The 13,428-nt window shown below is 65.3% G+C and carries 12 protein-coding genes; 6 read left to right on the top strand and 6 right to left on the bottom strand.

Annotated features, from left to right (window positions below; genetic code table 11):
- The first annotated feature begins 413 nt into the window (after positions 1–413).
- Positions 414–1,607, top strand: coding sequence for an acetyl-CoA C-acyltransferase (locus NN5_RS00760; protein ID WP_067732078.1), 1,194 nt, complete (start codon positions 414–416; stop codon positions 1,605–1,607).
- A gap of 122 nt (positions 1,608–1,729) precedes the next feature.
- Here NN5_RS00760 and NN5_RS00765 read toward each other — a convergent pair whose 3' ends face one another.
- Positions 1,730–2,218 carry an SH3 domain-containing protein gene (locus tag NN5_RS00765; protein WP_067732080.1) on the bottom strand — a complete coding sequence of 163 codons (489 nt, stop codon included), beginning with the start codon at positions 2,216–2,218 and terminating at the stop codon, positions 1,730–1,732.
- A gap of 80 nt (positions 2,219–2,298) precedes the next feature.
- Here NN5_RS00765 and NN5_RS00770 point away from each other — a divergent pair, with 80 nt between their 5' ends.
- The 3 genes from NN5_RS00770 (at position 2,299) to NN5_RS00780 (ending at position 5,327) form a co-directional block, all read left to right on the top strand.
- On the top strand, positions 2,299–3,318 hold the full coding sequence (locus tag NN5_RS00770; RefSeq protein WP_067732082.1) for a 2-hydroxyacid dehydrogenase: 1,020 nt from the start codon (positions 2,299–2,301) through the stop codon (positions 3,316–3,318).
- A 136-nt stretch (positions 3,319–3,454) separates the two neighbouring features.
- Complete coding sequence (locus NN5_RS00775) at positions 3,455–4,774, top strand: ammonium transporter (RefSeq protein ID WP_067732084.1); 1,320 nt, start codon at positions 3,455–3,457, stop codon at positions 4,772–4,774.
- Between the two features lie 31 nt (positions 4,775–4,805).
- On the top strand, positions 4,806–5,327 hold the full coding sequence (locus NN5_RS00780) for a DUF805 domain-containing protein (protein ID WP_067732085.1): 522 nt from the start codon (positions 4,806–4,808) through the stop codon (positions 5,325–5,327).
- A gap of 22 nt (positions 5,328–5,349) precedes the next feature.
- Here NN5_RS00780 and NN5_RS00785 read toward each other — a convergent pair whose 3' ends face one another.
- The 4 genes from NN5_RS00785 to NN5_RS00800 all read right to left on the bottom strand — a co-directional run bounded on the left by NN5_RS00785 (position 5,350) and on the right by NN5_RS00800 (position 9,454).
- Positions 5,350–6,756 carry an NAD(P)H-dependent flavin oxidoreductase gene (locus NN5_RS00785; RefSeq protein WP_067732087.1) on the bottom strand — a complete coding sequence of 469 codons (1,407 nt, stop codon included), beginning with the start codon at positions 6,754–6,756 and terminating at the stop codon, positions 5,350–5,352.
- Positions 6,757–6,807: 51 nt separating this feature from the next.
- Positions 6,808–7,545: a class I SAM-dependent methyltransferase gene (locus NN5_RS00790; protein ID WP_067732089.1), complete on the bottom strand. Its 738-nt coding sequence runs from the start codon at positions 7,543–7,545 to the stop codon at positions 6,808–6,810.
- Between the two features lie 82 nt (positions 7,546–7,627).
- Positions 7,628–8,755: a peptide chain release factor 2 gene (prfB, locus tag NN5_RS00795; protein WP_067732091.1), complete on the bottom strand. Its 1,128-nt coding sequence runs from the start codon at positions 8,753–8,755 to the stop codon at positions 7,628–7,630.
- A 153-nt stretch (positions 8,756–8,908) separates the two neighbouring features.
- On the bottom strand, positions 8,909–9,454 hold the full coding sequence (locus NN5_RS00800; protein WP_067732092.1) for a peroxiredoxin: 546 nt from the start codon (positions 9,452–9,454) through the stop codon (positions 8,909–8,911).
- Between the two features lie 250 nt (positions 9,455–9,704).
- Here NN5_RS00800 and NN5_RS00805 point away from each other — a divergent pair, with 250 nt between their 5' ends.
- Together NN5_RS00805 and NN5_RS00810 are read left to right on the top strand one after the other, a co-directional pair.
- The gene (locus NN5_RS00805) at positions 9,705–10,619 is read left to right on the top strand and encodes an SDR family NAD(P)-dependent oxidoreductase (RefSeq protein ID WP_084384652.1); all 915 of its coding nucleotides are present in this window, start codon (positions 9,705–9,707) and stop codon (positions 10,617–10,619) included.
- A 359-nt stretch (positions 10,620–10,978) separates the two neighbouring features.
- Positions 10,979–11,854: an HpcH/HpaI aldolase/citrate lyase family protein gene (locus tag NN5_RS00810; protein WP_067732093.1), complete on the top strand. Its 876-nt coding sequence runs from the start codon at positions 10,979–10,981 to the stop codon at positions 11,852–11,854.
- Positions 11,855–11,950: 96 nt separating this feature from the next.
- Here the strand turns inward: NN5_RS00810 and NN5_RS00815 are convergent, their stop codons facing one another.
- On the bottom strand, positions 11,951–13,342 hold the full coding sequence (locus NN5_RS00815) for a M28 family peptidase (protein WP_067732094.1): 1,392 nt from the start codon (positions 13,340–13,342) through the stop codon (positions 11,951–11,953).
- Positions 13,343–13,428 lie beyond the last annotated feature (86 nt).

The following is a 13,428-nucleotide window of genomic DNA, read 5'->3' on the forward strand; positions in this document are numbered from 1 at the left end:
GGTCGTTGGGCGCGCTCTTAGGACAGGCCTATCAGCATCGCAAGGTGTCCGGGCGGATTAATCCGCGCTTATGCATTGCAATGCAACAAGATCACGCCGCGGCAAGCGTATTTCCGGCCTCGCGGGGCCCGTCGCCAGCCCATCGGGGGGAAGATTTCCACGCGCCTGCGCCACCACGAGTCGGTCTGGAATTTCCCGCCTCGCGCCCCCACATTGAGCCGGGACATTTTCCCAAATTCCGCCCCGCACGCAAATCAAGGCAGCAGCAATAACGAGCTTCGTTCCGGTCGCGAGGGATCCCGGCTCAGGAACAATACACTGCAGCGACACTACCTTTTGACGTGTTGCATTTGGTGCAACGCAACATTACCGATTATCAACTGCCTGACACCGTAAACATGAGAGGCAAGCACATGGCCCAGATTTCGGCTTCCGACCCGATTGTCATTCTTTCCTATGCCCGCACGCCCATGGGCGGCCTGCAAGGCGCCCTCGCCGGCGCCGAAGCGACCGACCTCGGCGCGACGGCCGTAAAGGCCGCGGTAGAACGCGCCGGAGTCGCCGGCGAGGATATCGAACGCATCTACATGGGCTGCGTGCTGCCTGCCGGTCTCGGCCAGGCCCCTGCCCGCCAGGCCGCGCTCAAGGCCGGCCTGCCCAAGTCGGTGCAGGCGACCACCGTCAACAAGGTCTGCGGCTCAGGTATGCAGACGGTCATCATGGGCGCAGAAGCGCTCGCGGCCGGCTCGCTCGACCTGATTGTCACCGGCGGCATGGAATCGATGACCAATGCGCCGTACCTTTCGAAAAAGCATCGCAGCGGCGCCCGCGCCGGTCACGACACGCTTTACGATCACATGTTCCTCGACGGCCTGGAAGACGCCTATGAAGGCGGCGCCATGGGCTCGTTCGCGCAGAAGACGGCGGACGAATACCAGCTGACCCGCGAAGACCAGGACGAATTCTCGATCGAGTCGCTGCGCCGCGCGGTCGAGGCGATCGAAACCGGCGCCTTCAAGGGCGAAGTCGTTCCCGTCACGGTGAAGACCCGCAAGGGCGACGTGATCGTCGATACCGACGAACAGCCGGGCAAGGGCAATCCGGACAAGATCCGCTCGCTCAAGCCCGCGTTCGCCAAGGACGGCACGATCACGGCCGCAAGCTCCAGCTCGATCTCGGACGGCGCCGCCGCCCTTGTGCTCACCCGCAAGAGCGTGGCCGATGCCAAGGGCCTGACGCCGGTCGCGACGATCATCGGCGTTGCAGCCCATGCGCACGAACCGGCCCTGTTCACCACCGCTCCGGTCGGCGCGATCTCCAAGCTGATGGAAAAGACGGGCTGGTCGCTCTCCGACGTCGACCTGTTCGAAGTGAACGAGGCCTTCGCCTGCGTCGCGATGTTCGCGATGAAGGACCTCGGCCTCCCGCATGACAAGGTCAACATCCACGGCGGCGCCACCGCGCTCGGCCACCCGATCGGCGCTTCGGGCACCCGCATCATCGTCACGCTGATCAATTCGCTCAAGGACAAGGGCCTGAAGAAGGGCGTCGCCTCGCTCTGCATCGGCGGCGGCGAAGCGACAGCCGTGGCGGTCGAGCTGGCGTGATCAGCCAGCCCTGTAGCTGAATGAACCAGCCCCCGCCCTCACCGGCGGGGGTTTTCGTTTGCGTTTTGCGGCAATCGTGCCGGACCTCACGGCTCCGGAAGCGCAGACGGGTTGTGGCCTCCTTAAGGCTCCCCCGTCCCCCACAGCGCGTCCTCGCGCAGGAAGCCCTTGTGGCCGTCGCTGTCGAAAGCGCACCAGCCCTGCTTGCACTCGCCAAGCAGACCAACCACGCCGGGCTCAACCCGCCAGAGCACCGGCGACGAGTCGCTGCCGTCGCCGTGCATTTCCGCCAGCCCCTCGCCTTTCACGATGGCGGCGCGCTGGCGGGAGAGTAGAAGGTCGCGCATCCAGCCCTTGTCGCCGTCAGGATCCTCGACCTGACGCCAGGGCCCTTCGCGGCGGATGATCTTCACCGGCAGGTGCACCCGGCGATAGACCCACTCGATCTTGTACGAGTCGCCCGGTCCCACGCGCATGTAGGCCTTGTCGGCATCGATCGAGGCCCAGTAGGGCACCTTGTCGTCATCGGCGGCGCGCGCAGGCGCGGGAACCGCACAGGGCAAAAGCGCGCAGAGGGCGAACAAAGGCAGCATCGGAGACAAGCGCTTCATGGGCCTTTCCATACCGCGCAGCAGAGCAACGCTTCAAGGCTCCTTGACCGGGACCCTGTGGAAGGCATAGCCGGTATGTCATGACCGCAACGGCAAGCGCCCCTTCCGCACCGATCCGCCCGCACCGTCCGCGCGTGATCGTCACCCGCAGGCTTCTGCCCGAAGTCGAAGCGCGCATGACCGAACTGTTCGACGTGACGCTCAACGAATCCGACGCGCCGATGACGCGCGATGCACTCGCGGCGGCCATGCGCGACTGCGATGTCCTGGTGCCGACCGTCACCGACTCGATCGACGCCGAACTCATCGCCCAGGCGGGAGACCGGCTCGGCCTGATCGCCAGCTTCGGCGCAGGCACGGAACATATCGACGTTGGCGCCGCCCGAGCGCGCAAGATCGTCGTCACCAATACCCCCGGCGTTTTCACCGATGATACTGCCGACCTGACGCTGGCGCTCATCATCCTCGTCTCGCGCCGGTTCAGCGAAAACGAAAAAGTGCTTCGCGAAGGCCATTGGGCCGGCTGGGCGCCCTCGGCGATGCTCGGCCATTCGCTGATGGGCAGGACGCTGGGCATCGTCGGCATGGGGCGCATCGGCCAGGCCGTCGCCCACCGCGCCAGAGCCTTCGGCATGGATATCCGCTACCACAACCGCCACCGCCAGCCCGCGGCGCTGGAGAACATGTTTTCCGCCCGTTACGAGCCCGATCTCGACCGGCTGACGGCCGAGGCGGATATCCTCACCCTGCACTGCCCGGCCGGTCCGGGGACCACGAACCTGTTCGATGCCCGCCGCCTGTCGCTGATGAAGCCGACCGCCTGCATCGTGAACACCGCGCGCGGCCAGCTGATCGACGAGGAAGCCCTGATCGCGGCCCTTGCCGAAGGGCGGATCGCCGGGGCGGGGCTCGACGTATTCGCGCGCGAGCCGCAGATCGATCCGCGGCTGCTGGAACTGCCCGGCCTTGTCGCCATGCCCCATCTGGGCAGCGCCACGTATGAAGGGCGCGGCGCGGCGGGCGAACGGGTCATTGCCAATATCCGTTTCTGGGTCGACGGACACCGCCCGCCCGACATGGTCCTGCCCGACATGTCCTGACGGCTTCTCCCGCCGCTTCGGCAACGGATGCGCAAGTGCCTGTCTTCGCTTGTCTCCCGTCCTTCTCCTGCTCTAAGGCCACTGCAGGAGGAACCAGCGCCAGCGCAGAGCGCGGCCTGAGAGGGGAACACGGAAAATGAACAAGCAGCGCTTGCTGCCACTTGCCGCGGCATTGGCCCTATTACCGGGGGCTCTCTTGCCGGGCACAGCCTTTGCACAGGATGGCCGGATCGACGTGACCAACAGCGGCGACACGGCCTGGCTGCTCGCCAGTTCCGCGTTCGTCATGCTGATGGCCATGCCGGGCCTTTCGCTGTTCTACGGCGGGCTGGTGCGCACGAAGAACTTTCTCTCGGTACTGATCCAGTGCGGCGCAGTCGCCGCCGTGGCATCGGTCCTGTGGATCGTGGTAGGATATACCGTAAGCTTCGGCGACGTCACCAACGGCTGGCTGGGCAGCGGCAATGCCTGGATGCTGATTACGCTGGGCAACGTGCGCGAAAGCACGTCCGTTCCCGAAAGCGCCTTCGCGCTGTTCCAGATGACGTTCGCGGCGATCACCCCCGCGCTCATGGTCGGCGCCTGGGTGGACCGCGCACGGTTCGGCTGGGTCGTCGCGTTCTCGGCGCTGTGGAGCCTGGTCGTCTATGCCCCCGTGACGCACTGGATCTGGGGCGGCGGCTGGCTGTCCACCAGCGTCGGCACGCTCGACTGGGCGGGCGGCATCGTCATTCACACCACGGCAGGCGTTTCCGCCCTGGTCGTCGCGGTGATGCTGGGCAAGCGCAAGGGCTTTCCACAAACCCTGATGCTGCCCCACAGCCCGGCGCTGACGATGGCCGGCGCGGGCCTGCTCTGGGTGGGCTGGTTCGGTTTCAACGGCGGCTCGGCCCTGCACGCCAACGACGATGCCGCCGCCGCGATCATCGCCACGCATGTGGCGGCTGCGACCGCGGCACTGGTCTGGCTGCTGGTCGAACGCATCGTGGTCGGCAAGCCCACCGGCGTGGGCTTCGCCACCGGTGCGATCGCCGGTCTGGCAACGGTCACGCCTGCCGCGGGCTACATCTCGCCGGGCGCCGCGATCCTGTTCGGCGCAATGGGCGCGGTCGTCTGCTTCTTCGCCATCCAGCTCGTGAAGCAGAAGCTGGAGATCGACGATTCGCTCGACGTCTTCGCCGTTCACGGCGTGGGCGGAATGCTCGGCTCGGTCCTGCTCGGCCTGTTCCTGTCCCAAAGCCTGGGCGGCGTCGGGTATGATGACGGCATGACCATGATGACGCAGACGGCAGCACAAATTATCGGCGTGGGCGTGACGATTATCTGGTCAGTGATCATGACCGTGATCCTGGCGCTGATGGCCTCGCTGGTCTTCCCGATGCGCGTGTCCGAGGATGCCGAACGCGAAGGCCTCGACATCACCAGCCACGGCGAACGCGCCTGGGAATTCGATTGACAATCCCCCCGCAGCGGCGGGAGATCGCACCATGACAAGCGATCTCCCGCTCTTCGGCCAAGCCATCAGGCGCACTTTCACGGCAGCGGGGCGTGCCCGGCGCACCGAGCTGATCGTCTATGTCGTCGTCTCGCAGCTCCTGTGCGCGGTAGTGCTGGGGGTGACAGGCTTCTTCTTGGAAGGTGAGCCCATCGCCTGGCTGCGTTTTGCCGCTACCTGGCTTGCTACCATACCACTTTTCGCACTCTCCACCCGGCGGCTACACGATTTCGGCCAAAGCGGGAAATGGACTGTCCTGCTGTGGCTCGTCGCGGCCCGAAACATGGGCCTCGATCTGGCTCTGCGTATTGGCGGATGGGAAACCCGCGCCCTGATCGAGGCGCCGCTTTCCTATGTTGACTGGCTGCTGTTCCTGCCCTTCGCATGGCTGTACATTGCCTTGCTCATCGTACCGGGCAAGAAAGGCAGCAACCGTTTCGGGCCCGATCCGCATGACGATCCGAGGCCGGAACGCGAAACGGCCGGTCCGGGAAGTCCCGAACCGGCCGCTTGAAATCACGTCCGTATGAAGGCGATCAGTCGCCCGTCAGGATGCGGTCCACCAGTTCCTTGACCGTCGGCGTGAAGCCGTTGGAGTAGAACGGGTCCTGCTTGAAATTGTAGGCGGCGTGCCCCGCGAACATCAGGTTCTTGTCGATCGGGCCGCCGTGGGCGATGTCCTGCAGGGTCTTCTGGATGCAGAAGCTGCGCGGATCGGCAAGGCGTCCGGTGGTGTAGTCGTCATGGTCCTTCCACGACGAGAACCCGCAGTGCGACAGGCAGCCCATGCAGTCGGCCTGATCCTGGCGGATCTCGTCGCGTTCCGCGGGCGAGACGAAAATGATCGTGTCATCCGGCGTGCGCAGGCCATCGGTGAAGCCCTCCGCGGCCCAGCCCCGGGCGCGTTCCAGATCCTTGGGCGCAACCCAGAAGTTCTTGCCCTTCACGCCGACGTCGAGCCGCACGGTGTGCTCGCCCGCCTCGACCTTGGAATAGGGAATCTGGCGCTCGGAACGCGCTTCGAGATTGCGCAGGAACGGATTGCGCACGGCCGAGGAATAGAACCCAGTCGGCGAGAAACGGTGCAGCAGCACGTCGCCCGGCTCCAGCGTGCGCAAATGGTCCTTCCACGCCTGCGGGATCGGGCTTTCGTGCGTCAGCAGCGGGCGCGTGCCGAACTGGAAAGCGATCGTGCCGAGTTCCGGATTGCCGATCCAGTCGTTCCAGTCACGCAAGTACCAGACGCCGCCAGCCATCACGATCGGCACGTCGTCCGAGATGCCTTCGGCGCGCATCACGTCGCGCAGCGCCTTGACGCGCGGATAGGGATCTTCTGGCTTCAGCGGGTCTTCGGCGTTGGACAGGCCATTGTGGCCGCCCGCCAGCCAGGGGTCTTCATAGACCACCGCTGCCATCAGGTCCGAAACCTTGTGATAAGCACGCTTCCACAGCGCGCGGAAAGCGCGGCCCGAGCTGACGATCGGCAGGTAGTTCACATTGAAGCGCGCCGCGATCTCGGACAGCTTGTAGGGCATACCCGCGCCGCAGGTGACTCCCGTGACCATGCCTTTGGTCTTTTCGAGCACGCCTTCCAGCACCTGCTGCGCGCCGCCCATTTCCCACAGCACGTTGATGTTGATCGCGCCTTTACCGCTGGCGATGTCATAGGCGCGGCGCACCTGTTCGACCGCGCCGTCGATGGCGTACTTGATCAGTTCCTCATGGCGCTCCTTGCGGGTCAGCGCCTTGTAGATCTGGGGAATGATCTTGCCTTCGGCATCGTAGCTGTCGGCATTGACCGCGCTGACCGTGCCGATGCCGCCCGCGGCCGCCCAGGCGCCCGAGCTCATGTGGTTGGTAGCCGCCACACCCTTGCCGCCTTCGACCAGCGGCCAGACTTCGCGCCCGCCATAGACAATCGGCTTGAGACCCTTGAAACTCATATCCTCTTTCGTCTTTCCCCTGGCGCTGCGCGTAACCGCCGCCCATTTTCATCAATCCGCCTGAGTGCCCCCCGGCACCCGGCAGGGTGTAATCTTTTCGGGCGCCGGCCGCGCCCCCACGGCTTCGAATTGCGCATAATAGCCCTGGAGTTCCGGCTTACGAACAAATTCCGTCAAACGAAAGCCCACCGAGGCCAATTCGCAAAAGAGAAGCTCAGGCGGAATGCCATGAGCACCGGTGGCCTTGTCGGCCTCGACCACGATCACCTTGCCGCCGGAGCGCAGCGCCGGGCGCAACCGCCACAGGAAAGCATAAGGCTCCGCCACCTCATGGTACATGTGCACCATGAAAATGCGGTCGAAACTGTCCGGCGGCAGACTGGGATCATCCCCAGTGCCAAGCTTGATCGAGACGTTCTCCAGTCCCTCGCGCATGACGCGCGTGCCCAGCGCTTCGGTGATCTGCGGATCGATGTCCTCGGCCAGCACTCTGCCCTTCGGGCCGACCCGTTCGGCGAGATGGACCGTGTAATAGCCGCCGCCCGCGCCGATATCGGCCACAGACATCCCCGGCCCGACCCGGGCAAGGTCCATTACGGTTTGCGCTTCGCCCCTGCGGTCGCGCTCCGCTTCCGAGCCGAAAGCCGCGCCGGTCGCTTGCGAGAAAGGACGCTCCGCCTTCGGAAAGGCACGCGCGCCCGGAGCCCGGCCGTCATCCGCCGTGCGCTGCTGGCAGGCGCAGAGCGCCAGCGTCAGAGCAGCGAAAACAAAGGAGCGGTGCCGGAACATGCGGCCCCTTAGCGCCTTGCCTGCAAATTGGCAAAATTCCGGCCTGTGCTTTCCCCGGCACTGCGGGGCAGGAAGCAAAGCGTCAATCGACGTCCTCGACCTCGACCTTCTCACCCGTCACCCGCTGCGAGAGCGCCGCCGCCATGAACGGATCGAGCTCGCCGTCGAGCACATCGTCCGGCGCGGTCGAGACCACGCCCGTGCGCAGGTCCTTCACCTGCTGGTAGGGCTGCAGCACGTAGGACCGGATCTGGTGGCCCCAGCCGATATCGCTCTTGCTGGCGTGCTCGGCGCTGGCCGCTTCCTCACGCCGGCGCATTTCTTCCTCGAACATGCGCGACTTGAGCATTCCCATCGCGATTTCGCGGTTCTTGTGCTGCGAACGGTCGATCTGGCTGGCCACCACGATGCCGGTCGGCTGGTGCGTGATGCGCACGGCCGAGTCCGTGGTGTTGACGTGCTGGCCGCCCGCGCCCGAAGCGCGATAGGTATCGATCTTGAGGTCGGACGGATTGATGTCGATCTCGAAAGTATCGTCGATCACCGGATAGACCCAGACCGACGAGAAGCTGGTGTGGCGGCGCGCCGAGCTGTCATAGGGGCTGATGCGCACGAGGCGGTGGACGCCGCTCTCGGTCTTGGCCCAGCCATAGGCGTTCTCGCCCTTGATCAGCAGCGTACAGCTCTTGATGCCCGCGGCTTCGCCAGCGTGGTATTCGACCAGCTCGACCTTGTAGCCCTTGCGCTCGGCCCAGCGGGTATACATGCGCTGGAGCATCTCGGCCCAGTCCTGGCTTTCCGTGCCGCCCGCGCCCGCATGGACTTCCAGATAGGTATCATTGGCATCGGCCTCGCCCGAAAGCAGGGCCTGAACCTTGTCGCGGTCCGCCTTATCGGCAAGCGCGGCCAGCGTTTCGAGGCCTTCGTTGATGGTGGCTTCGTCCTCCTCCATCTCGCCCAGTTCGACGAACTCGATAGCATCGGCCATCTCGGCGCTGATCTGGTTGACCGCCCCGATCGACGCCTCCAGCCGGCGGCGTTCGCGCATGACCGCCTCGGCCTCCTTGGGCTTGTCCCAGAGCGTGGGGTCCTCGACGCGCGCGTTCAGCTCGTCGAAGCGGCGCAGCGCGCGATCCCAGTCGAGCGACTTGCGGACCAGCGCCAGGGCCTTTTCGATGCGGTCAATATGGGCCTGCCCCTCGGCACGCATGACAAGAACTCCAGAGAAACGGCAGCGGCGGCCCCGTCCGGCGCGACACCTTCGATAAAGGCGCGCGCGATACGCGGCTCCGTGCGGAAAGCGACGCCCTTACCCGGCAAGAGCCCCAAAGTTCAAGTGGCGCAATTCGCGTGCGGCGCGCGATCAGTGCTTCTTGGCCAGTTTTCGCACCGCGGCCAGCGTAAGCTTCACGTGGTCGCGATAGTCCATGGCCGAATGGACCATGGTAATCGTGCCGTCCTGCGCGATCACATAGCTGGTGCGTTTGGTCATGGCATTCGCCGAGCCCGGCCGCGACAGGGCGACATCGAACCCCTTGATGATCTGCGGCGAGGCGACCCCGACCGCGAACTTGTTGCGGCATTCCTCGGTGGAGAATTTCTGCAAGGTGGGCAGATCGTCCGCCGACAGCCCGACGACCGTCGCGCCCAGCGCTGCGAAATCCTCGGTCGCTTCGGCGAAAGCATGGGCTTCCGCGGTGCAGCCCGAAGTAAAGGCCTTCGGGAAGAAATAGACGACCACCGGGCCGCGGCGCAGGCTCAGCCGCAGGCTGTAGCGCATGGTCTTGCCCGCCAGCGCCACCGACGTGCGGAACATCGGCGCTTTGCTGCCCACCGGCAGATCCGCGACGGCGGCAGAGGAAGAAACCAGCGCACTGAGCGCGGCGATCGGAATCAACAGTTTGCGCATGGCCGCAACCTGTACCGGCTGGAACCGATTGTCCAGCCGGTCCCGATATTTACGACCGATGGCCAAGCGATCAGGCCGGGCGCCGCGCCGGCCGAGCAGACTCCACCGGTCCGAGCAGGGGCGCGGCTCACCCCGAAGATGTCGACCATGGGGTGCGTTTCACGGTACAGGCAGCCCAAGGCCACACTGAAAACGGCTCAGCACGAACGCATCGGACAAACGGAACACCAAACCGATCGAGGAGAGGACAATGCTGCAAACAGCGCCCCTGCCCGCATCCACCCTGCCCATTTCTTCCTTGCCTTCATCCGCGCGCGTTGTCGTGATTACCGGCGCCAGCTCCGGCATTGGCAAGGCCTGCGCCGAGGCCTTTGCCCGCATGGGCTGGCATGTGATCGCCACCGGCCGCACACCCGAACGCTGCGACCATGCCGAAGCGGACATCCGCGCCGTTGCGGTCCCCGGTGCCCGGATCGATTTCCTGCGCGGCGACTTTACCGAAATGACCGAAGTGAAACGCGTCGCGGAGGAAATCGCCGGATTGACCGGCCGCATCCACGTGCTCGTCAACAATGCCGGCGGCGTGCGGGACGGACTCTACCGCACCTCCGAGGGTCTGGAGGCGACTTTCGCTGCCAATCACCTCGCCGCGTTCCTCCTCACCCGCGAACTCGTGCCGCTGCTGGAACGCGCCGCTCAAGATAGCCCCGAAGGCACCGTACGGGTAATCGCCGTCTCCGCAAGCGGCCACCGCGACTGCCCGGCGATGAACTGGGATGACCTGATGATGTTCGAGCAATTCGCTCCGGCCCCGGCCCATTGCCAGGCCAAGCTGGCCAACCTGCTGTTCACTCGCGAACTCGACCGCAAGCTTGCCGGCAGCGGCATTGTCGCGCAGGCGATGCACCCTGGGCGTGTCGGCTCCAATTTTGCCAGCCATGGCGACGAGACCATCCAGAGCTATATGGCTGCCAACGCCTGCATCCCGCCCGAGTCCCCCGCCCGGACCATCATATGGATGGCCACGGCCCCGGAGCTGGGATGCGGCGGTGGCCGCTATTTCCACAACCTCGCCGAAGCGGAACCTGCCCCCCAGGCCCGTGACGACGAAGCCGCGAAACGCCTCTGGACCGAAAGCGAACGAATTCTCGCAACGCTCGGCTGAGTGCATTCCCCTGCGATCAGTATCGCTCCGGTAGATTCCGGATGAAGCCGGAATCTGCCGGAGCGATCAAGGTGCGACCCGAGGGATCGTAAAGGGAGAAGAACAGCAACGGTTACGCTTTCGCCGAATACCGCCGCGCTCTGTAACGCATGGAATAGGCGAAAATACAAACGATTGCAAATACACTTTAGTCCAAGCCGCAACAAACCTGCACCAGTTTGAAGCCATAAACGCCAGTTAACCATAATATGGACTTCGAACCTGCGCCGCATTCCTTTCTCCGGGTGAATTCCCTAGCCGCTTCTTGACCGGCGGGCGCCCCCCGCGCCAAGGGAGCGCCAAGCCTGAAAGGATGTGTCATGCCCACCGCTTCCGACCGCCCGCGCCGCAGCGCGCTTTACCTGCCCGCCTCGAACGCCAAGGCGATAGCCAAGGCACGCACCCTGCCCTGCGATGTGGTCATTCTCGACCTTGAAGACGCCGTCGCACCCGAAATGAAGGCCGAGGCCCGCGCGGCAGCCGTCGCTGCCGTCGAGGAAGGCGGCTTCGGCCACCGCGAAGTGGCGATCCGCGCCAACGGCATCGACACCGAATGGGGCGCGGCAGACCTTGCCGCCATTGCCGGTTCGAAGGCGGATGCTGTGCTGGTGCCCAAGGTCGGCTGCCCGCAGGATATCGGCCGCTACGAGGAAGCGCTGGAAAAGGCCCCGCCCGCCATGCAGCTCTGGGCGATGATCGAGACTTGCGAGGCGGTATTCAACCTCAAGGCCATCGCCGCCATGGCCCCCTCCTCGCGCCTGTCGCTGTGGATCATGGGCACCAACGATCTCGCCAAGGAAATGCGTGCGCAGCTTACCCCGTGCCGTACGCCGTTCCTGCCCTTCCTCTCGACCGCAGTCGCCGCCGCACGCGCGCACGGGCTCGCGATTCTGGACGGCGTATGCAACGAATTCCGCGATCTCGCGGTATTCGAGACGGAAGCACGGCAAGGGCTGATGTTCGGCTTCGACGGCAAGAGCCTGATCCACCCGGCCCAGGTCGATCCCTGCAACACCGTGTTCAGCCCCAGCGAAGCGGACCTCGCCTGGGCCCGCGCCGTGATCGCGGCTTTCGGCCAGCCGGAAAACCAGGGTAAAGGCGCAATCCGGGTGGACGGCAAGATGACCGAGCTGCTGCACCTGGAGCAGGCGAACCGGCTGGTGGCCGTGGCAGAGCGGATCGCAGCGGCGGGTTAAGCGGCGCGAGCCCGGTGCTGGCCCACCCCGCCGTGGCCAGGCTCGCGCCCGTCCCGCTCACGGGAGGGGTTGGGGGTGGGCTATTTCAACGCGGGCCTATTGCTCTTCGCCGCCCACGCCGTTCGCAATCTCACCCGGTTCGTTGGCGATCACCTTGAGCACGGCCGTCCAGGCGTCGACATTCTGCTGCAGCGTCGCCGGATCGACCTTGTCGAGCGTATCGTCCGGCGTGTGGTGCAAATCGAAATAGTGGGTGCCGTCCTGCCCCAGATCGACCACCGCCAGATGCTGCTGGCGAATGATCGCGCCGACATCGGCGCCACCTTCCACGCTGCCCTGATGCGGCACGATGCCCATCGGCCAGAGCGCAGCATTGACCTTGTCCGCCAGTGCCTTGTCGGCGGGTGCGAAGTTGTTCTTCACCTGCCACACGTTGTCAGCGCCAAAATCGCTTTCCATGGCGAGCGCATGAGGCTCCTTGCCGTGCATTTCAGCATAGTGCGCGCCGCCACCGTCGCCCATGCCCATTTCCTCATTGCCGGACCAAAGCACGCGGATCGTGCGCAGCGTCTTGCCCTGCTTCTGCGCGGCCAGCGCGGCGGCGGTGACGATCCCGCAGCCCGAAGCATCGTCGATCGCCCCGGTGCCGAGATCCCAGGAATCGAGATGACAGGCGACAAGCACGATCGGCAGCGAGGGATCGCGCCCCGGCAGCTCCGCCACGACATTGCCCGAAGGCGCGTTCGGGAACGGCTTGCCCAGCAGCGTCAGGTCGATCTGCATCGGCCCGGCCTTGCCTGCTGCCACGCGCGCGGCGATGCGGGCGATCAGGTCGGCATCGGGATTGGAAACCGCACCGGCCGGGATCGGCGTGGCGCCCTTCATCCACATCGTGGAACCCGTATGCGGATCGCGGTTGCTGTCCGTCCCCGCCGAACGGATGACGATCCCGGCCGCGCCCTTCTGCGAAGCGATGCTGGGGCCCTTGCGGCGCACATTGCCGTAAGGCCCATAGCCCGAACCGTCCTGCGCGCGGCGCATGGCATGATCGACAAAGGCGACCTTGCCCTTGAGCGACCCGGCTGGCGCGGCTTCCAGCGCGGCAAGTGTCGGGAAATAGACCATCTCGGCCTTGAGCCCTTCTGCCGGGGTCGGCACCGAATAGCCGAGCGCGGTAATCGCCAGCGGCTGCTGGTAAGGCGCGGTCAGCCGCGCATGTTCCGGCCCGCGCTGCCAGGCGCCGGTGGTGAACGGTTCGATCTTCACATTGCTGAAACCGAGCGCCTTGAGCTTCGCTTCAGCCCACACCCGCGCCCGCGCTTCCGCATCGGACCCGGCAATGCGCGGGCCGATCTCGGTAGTCAGCCCCTCGACGATGTCCCAGGCCACGCCGCTGCCCTCCTGGGGTGTCGCGGTGGCCAGAGTGGCAGTGAAGGGAAGCGTGGCGATGGCGGCAAGGAGCGCCGCATGGGGGGATGTGCGAACCATGGATGCCATGCCTAACGCGGGGAACGGGACTTGCCAATCAAGCCGTGAAATTTAGCGGGCAGAACCCCGATCGCGCCCGAACCTTC

It is taken from the genome of Novosphingobium naphthalenivorans NBRC 102051, assembly GCF_001590985.1.
GTDB classification, from domain to species: domain Bacteria; phylum Pseudomonadota; class Alphaproteobacteria; order Sphingomonadales; family Sphingomonadaceae; genus Novosphingobium; species Novosphingobium naphthalenivorans.

Coding starts and splice junctions, on each gene's coding strand:
- NN5_RS00760 (WP_067732078.1), top strand. CDS start 414: ATGGCCCAGATTTCGGCTTCCGACCCGATTGTCATTCTTTCCTATGCC.
- NN5_RS00765 (WP_067732080.1), bottom strand. CDS start 2,218: ATGAAGCGCTTGTCTCCGATGCTGCCTTTGTTCGCCCTCTGCGCGCTT.
- NN5_RS00770 (WP_067732082.1), top strand. CDS start 2,299: ATGACCGCAACGGCAAGCGCCCCTTCCGCACCGATCCGCCCGCACCGT.
- NN5_RS00775 (WP_067732084.1), top strand. CDS start 3,455: ATGAACAAGCAGCGCTTGCTGCCACTTGCCGCGGCATTGGCCCTATTA.
- NN5_RS00780 (WP_067732085.1), top strand. CDS start 4,806: ATGACAAGCGATCTCCCGCTCTTCGGCCAAGCCATCAGGCGCACTTTC.
- NN5_RS00785 (WP_067732087.1), bottom strand. CDS start 6,756: ATGAGTTTCAAGGGTCTCAAGCCGATTGTCTATGGCGGGCGCGAAGTC.
- NN5_RS00790 (WP_067732089.1), bottom strand. CDS start 7,545: ATGTTCCGGCACCGCTCCTTTGTTTTCGCTGCTCTGACGCTGGCGCTC.
- prfB (WP_067732091.1), bottom strand. CDS start 8,755: ATGCGTGCCGAGGGGCAGGCCCATATTGACCGCATCGAAAAGGCCCTG.
- NN5_RS00800 (WP_067732092.1), bottom strand. CDS start 9,454: ATGCGCAAACTGTTGATTCCGATCGCCGCGCTCAGTGCGCTGGTTTCT.
- NN5_RS00805 (WP_084384652.1), top strand. CDS start 9,705: ATGCTGCAAACAGCGCCCCTGCCCGCATCCACCCTGCCCATTTCTTCC.
- NN5_RS00810 (WP_067732093.1), top strand. CDS start 10,979: ATGCCCACCGCTTCCGACCGCCCGCGCCGCAGCGCGCTTTACCTGCCC.
- NN5_RS00815 (WP_067732094.1), bottom strand. CDS start 13,342: ATGGTTCGCACATCCCCCCATGCGGCGCTCCTTGCCGCCATCGCCACG.